Source organism: Pseudomonas sp. 2VD (genome assembly GCF_005503585.1).
In the GTDB taxonomy this organism is placed as follows: domain Bacteria; phylum Pseudomonadota; class Gammaproteobacteria; order Pseudomonadales; family Pseudomonadaceae; genus Pseudomonas; species Pseudomonas aeruginosa.
In genome coordinates, this window is record NZ_SCND01000490.1 from 1 (window position 1) to 3,666 (window position 3,666).

General features: G+C 65.5%; 5 protein-coding genes. 3 read left to right on the plus strand and 2 right to left on the minus strand.

The window, feature by feature from the left end:
• Nucleotides 1-219, plus strand: a 219-nt coding sequence (locus FFS27_RS30310; protein WP_256659750.1) for a UDP binding domain-containing protein, incomplete at its 5' end; no start/stop codon positions are given.
• Nucleotides 220-266: 47 nt separating this feature from the next.
• Entirely contained in the window at nucleotides 267-1,106 is an 840-nt protein-coding gene (gene galU / locus FFS27_RS30315; protein WP_003088639.1) for a UTP--glucose-1-phosphate uridylyltransferase GalU, read from the plus strand.
• 181 nt (nucleotides 1,107-1,287) lie between these two features.
• On the opposite strand, the gene FFS27_RS30320 is transcribed toward galU, so the two are convergent.
• Entirely contained in the window at nucleotides 1,288-1,710 is a 423-nt protein-coding gene (locus FFS27_RS30320; RefSeq protein ID WP_003100368.1) for a VOC family protein, read from the minus strand.
• A 144-nt stretch (nucleotides 1,711-1,854) separates the two neighbouring features.
• On the opposite strand from FFS27_RS30320, the gene gorA reads away from it, so the two are divergent.
• Entirely contained in the window at nucleotides 1,855-3,210 is a 1,356-nt protein-coding gene (gene gorA / locus FFS27_RS30325) for a glutathione-disulfide reductase (protein WP_021264700.1), read from the plus strand.
• 54 nt (nucleotides 3,211-3,264) lie between these two features.
• Here gorA and FFS27_RS30330 read toward each other — a convergent pair.
• Nucleotides 3,265-3,666, minus strand: a 402-nt coding sequence (locus FFS27_RS30330; RefSeq protein ID WP_137952432.1) for a bile acid:sodium symporter, incomplete at its 5' end; no start/stop codon positions are given.

Genomic DNA, 3,666 nt, shown 5'->3' on the forward strand with positions numbered 1-3,666 from the left:
CCCTACGCCGCCGTCGAGGGCGCCGATGCCCTGGTGCTGGTGACCGAGTGGAAACAGTTCCGCCAGCCGGACTTCCAGAAAATCCGTGGATCCATGCGAACTCCCCTGTTGGTCGACGGTCGGAATCTCTACGCACCGGCGCGGATGGCGGAACTGGGCTTCATCTACCAGGGCATAGGACGTTCAAGGGCCGGGCATTGTAAGGCGAGCGCAGCCTGATTAGACTGCGCGCCATCCGCATACTTCGTCCATGTCGAAGGATTCTCATGATCAAGAAATGTCTTTTCCCGGCCGCCGGTTACGGCACTCGTTTCCTCCCGGCCACCAAGGCCATGCCCAAGGAAATGCTGCCGGTGGTGAACAAGCCGCTGATCCAGTACGCGGTGGAGGAGGCGCTGGAAGCCGGCCTTTCCGAGATCGGCATCGTCACCGGCCGCGGCAAGCGTTCGCTGGAAGACCACTTCGACATCAGCTACGAGCTGGAACACCAGATCCGCAACACCGACAAGGAAAAGTACCTGGTCGGCATCCGTCGGCTGATCGACGAGTGCACCTTCGCCTACACCCGCCAGGTGGAGATGAAGGGCCTCGGCCACGCCATCCTCACCGGTCGTCCGCTGATCGGCGACGAGCCGTTCGCCGTGGTCCTGGCCGACGACCTGTGCCTGAACCTCGAAGGCGACAGCGTGCTGAAGCAGATGGTCAAGCTGTACAACCAGTTCCGCTGCTCCATCGTGGCGATCCAGGAAGTGCCGCCGGAAGAGACCAACAAGTACGGCGTGATCGCCGGCGAGATGATCCGCGACGATATCTTCCGGGTGAACACCATGGTCGAGAAGCCGAAGCCGGAAGAGGCGCCGTCGAACCTGGCGATCATCGGCCGTTACATCCTGACCCCGGACATCTTCGACCTGATCGAGCAGACCGAACCGGGCAAGGGCGGCGAGATCCAGATCACCGATGCCCTGATGAAGCAGGCCCAGGACGGCTGCGTGCTGGCCTACAAGTTCAAGGGCAAGCGTTTCGACTGCGGCAGCGCCGAGGGTTACATCGAGGCGACCAACTTCTGCTACGAAAACCTCTACAAGACCGGCAAGGCTCACTGAGCCTCGCCGTTCCCGATGAAGAACGCCGCGTCCCCGATGGGGGCGCGGCGTTTTTCGTATGGGGCGAACGGCCATGGGGGGTTATCCGCTCTACCCGAGCTGTCGGCGGGCGTGGCGTTGTTGGCGTCGGGCGAATAACCCCGCCAGCCTGGCCTGGGCCACGCGGCGCCTCCGTGCCCGGTCAGGGAATCGGCAGCGCCTCGGAACCCGGGCCCAGCGGCTGGCCGTAGCTGAACTCCACGTAGTTGCCCGCCGGGTCGCGCAGGCCGCAGTAGTAGCCGACCGGATAGGGCTCGTCGCGCGGCGCCCAGACCAGGCAGCCGGCGGCCTCGGCGCGGCGCGCCAGATCGTCTACCGCGGCGCGGCTGGAGAGGGCGAAGCCGAAATGACTGTAATCGTCGCTGGCCAGGTTGCGCGGCTGGCCGCCGGGCATGATGACGAAGATGAAGCGTTGTTCCTGGCCGGGTTCGGCCATCCAGACGATCTGCGAGCCTTTGCCGGGGCGCCGGTGGATCACCCGCATGCCGCAGAAGGTTTCGTAGAAGGCGATGCAGGCGTCGAGGTCGGGGACGTGCAGCGCCAGGTGGGTGAGGGTGGGGGACATCGCGCTTACCTCCACGGACAAGCATAGCCCATCGCCTGCCAGGCCCTGCGCTGAGCCGTTTCGACAGGTTTCTGCGTCGATCCGGCGGGAGCCGACGCTGGCGAATGGGTTATGCTGGAACGCATCTGATCCAGGAGTAGTAACATGTCTTTCGATTTCGATCTGTTCGTCATCGGCGCCGGCTCAGGGGGCGTACGCGCCGCCCGCTTCGCCGCCGGCTTCGGTGCCCGTGTCGCGGTGGCGGAGAGTCGCTACCTGGGTGGCACCTGCGTCAACGTCGGCTGCGTGCCGAAGAAGCTGCTGGTCTATGGCGCGCATTTCAGCGAGGACTTCGAGCAGGCCCGGGCCTATGGCTGGAGCGCCGGCGAGGCGCAGTTCGACTGGGCGACCCTGATCGGCAACAAGAACCGCGAGATCCAGCGGCTCAACGGGATCTACCGCAACCTGCTGGTGAACAGCGGGGTGACTTTGCTCGAAGGTCACGCCCGTCTGCTCGATGCGCACAACGTCGAGGTGGACGGCCAGCGTTTCAGCGCCAAGCACATTCTCATCGCCACCGGTGGCTGGCCGCAGGTGCCGGACATTCCCGGCAAGGAACACGCGATCACCTCCAACGAGGCGTTCTTCCTCGAGCGCCTGCCGCGCCGTGTGCTGGTGGTCGGCGGCGGCTACATCGCCGTCGAGTTCGCCTCGATCTTCAACGGGCTCGGCGCCGAGACCACCTTGCTCTACCGTCGCGACCTGTTCCTGCGCGGCTTCGACCGCAGCGTCCGCGAACACCTGCGCGACGAATTGGGCAAGAAGGGCCTGGACCTGCAGTTCAACAGCGACATCGCCCGCATCGACAAACAGGTCGATGGCAGCCTGGCCGCGACCCTCAAGGACGGCCGGGTGCTGGAGGCGGACTGCGTGTTCTATGCCACCGGGCGGCGGCCGATGCTGGATGACCTTGGCCTGGAAAACACCGGAGTGAAGCTGACCGACAAGGGCTTCATCGCGGTCGACGAGCATTACCAGACCAGCGAGCCGTCGATCCTCGCCCTGGGCGACGTGATCGGTCGCGTCCAGTTGACCCCCGTGGCGCTGGCCGAGGGCATGGCGGTGGCGCGGCGGCTGTTCAAGCCGGAGGAGTACCGTCCGGTGGACTACAAGTTGATTCCCACCGCGGTGTTCAGCCTGCCCAACATCGGCACCGTCGGCCTGACCGAGGAGGAGGCGCTGAGCGCCGGGCACAAGGTGAAGATCTTCGAGAGCCGCTTCCGGCCGATGAAGCTGACCCTTACCGACGACCAGGAAAAGACCCTGATGAAGCTGGTCGTGGATGCCCACGACGACAGGGTGCTGGGCTGCCACATGGTCGGCGCCGAGGCCGGCGAGATCCTCCAGGGTATCGCGGTGGCGATGAAGGCCGGGGCGACCAAGCAGGCGTTCGACGAGACCATCGGCATCCACCCGACCGCGGCGGAAGAGTTCGTCACCCTGCGCACGCCGACGCGCTGAGCCGCGTCTGAACGAAGAAGCCGGCCCCTGGGCCGGCTTCTTTCATTTTCGTGCTCAGCGCGAGGGGGCCTCGGCCAGCGCCGCCGCTGCGTCATCGCGGCGCCTGGCGTAGCGTTGCGCGAGCACCGCGCAGACCATCAGCTGGATCTGGTGGAACAGCATCAGCGGCAACACCATCGGTCCCACCACACTGGTGGCGAACAGCACCTTGGCCATGGGCACGCCGGTGGCCAGGCTCTTCTTCGAACCGCAGAAGACGATGGTGATCTCGTCTTCCTTGCTGAAGCCCAGGCGTCGCGCCAGCACCGTGGTCAGCACCAGGGCCAGGGCGAGGATCACGCAGCAGGCGACGGTCAGGCCGAGCAGCGCCAGCCAGGGTACTTCGTGCCACAGGCCCTGGATCACCGCGGCGCTGAAGGCGGTGTAGACCACCAGCAGGATCGAGCCCTGGTCGAC